A 1320-nucleotide genomic window follows, 5' to 3' on the forward strand; every position below is an offset into this window, starting at 1 on the left:
CTACCACATCTCAGGAAACGCCTCCGCGGCACATTCACCGATCGTTGTATGCGAGCGCTGAGACACTGGCGCTTATCCGAAAAATTGCTTTCGAAAATAATATGTCGGCCCAGGAACTATATCGTGAAGGTTTGCTGCTGATGCTCCAGCGGCGTGGATATTATCGCGATAAGTCGTTGAAGGATATATAGTTATGTGATTGGTTTATTACATTTTCATATTGGTATGTGAGAGCCATGTCTGAATTACTGCGTGATTGGCGCCGTCAGGTGTCGCAGGATACCGAGGTAACGAAGGGCGGGTTACGCATCGCTTGGTTCCTGACCGAGCACCCCGAATTCGCACACGATGGCTGCCTGCTCGATGATGCTGCGATCGGTGCGGCGACAGGCATGCATCCACATAGCGTCGCGAATTCCATCTCGATCCTGCGGGGTCTGGGCCATATCGCCTGCCGCAAGATCACGAACGACGACAGGCGCCTGCGACAGATCCGTCCGGCCTACTTGAGAGGGGGGAGGGACGTCGTGGCGTCCGACTCGGATGCCCCCGAGCATTCAACGATGTCGCCGGTATCCAATCTATCCACTTCGGATCGGATCAAACCTGAACCGGCGAGCCTGGAACAGGGCACTGCTTCGCTTTCGGAACCCTTGCATGATGCGGTTAGGCCTCCCGTGGAACAGGTCGATCCGGGATCGGTTTCTGGTTCCACGCCACCGCATGCGTCTAGTGACACCATACGCCACTCCAACGATCCGATCTCAATGCACTGGCAATTGGAATCAGAAGATGCCTGGGAGCGCGATTTAAGGGGGTGGAAGCTACCGGTGCGGTGTCAGAAGTCAGCCTGCGATCGTCCGACAGCGTTCCTCTGTCTGCAGACACAACAAGGCTTCTGTCGACGGCACCAAAAGTACGCGATCATACCAGTGCCTTTATCACTATCGGCGCTATCTGAAATTTAGATTTATTGTGGGCCCGTCAACGCCTAGGTAGCTTATTTTGAATAGCACCTAACGTTACCGATACTGGCACTTTATCTAATTTATTTTATCTTCAGTGATAACGCCTCCGGAGCAGCGTGATATGATGGCGTGATCGGTTTGCTATGTTGTTATGTGATGACGCTATCACATTGGTATGGGGCGTGTGGCATAGACGAAATCAAGGATCATCAGAAGGCTCGTAGGATCGCCTGCTGGACTACCGTGATGTCCCCTGCTGCCCTCGGTTCTTCGTGCGGGCGGCTCTGTGCAGTCGACCGATCCACGCGACGCAGCCGGCGTACCCCATCATGGATGGCCTCTACGCCGATGG

Annotated in this window: 2 protein-coding genes; both read left to right on the forward strand. The window is 54.2% G+C overall.

The window, feature by feature from the left end; genetic code table 11:
- Positions 1 to 191: hypothetical protein (locus tag AAHF99_RS27080; RefSeq protein ID WP_342167416.1), on the forward strand; the 191-nt coding region annotated here is incomplete at its 5' end.
- A gap of 45 nt (positions 192 to 236) precedes the next feature.
- Positions 237 to 968, forward strand: coding sequence for a hypothetical protein (locus AAHF99_RS27085; protein WP_342167417.1), 732 nt, complete (start codon positions 237 to 239; stop codon positions 966 to 968).
- Positions 969 to 1320 lie beyond the last annotated feature (352 nt).

The sequence above is a fragment of the Methylobacterium litchii genome, assembly GCF_038442315.1.
GTDB lineage: Bacteria > Pseudomonadota > Alphaproteobacteria > Rhizobiales > Beijerinckiaceae > Methylobacterium > Methylobacterium litchii.

What these genes read in the sequence shown, in the direction of transcription:
- AAHF99_RS27085 (WP_342167417.1), top strand. Translation starts at nt 237, where the DNA reads ATGTCTGAATTACTGCGTGATTGGCGCCGTCAGGTGTCGCAGGATACC.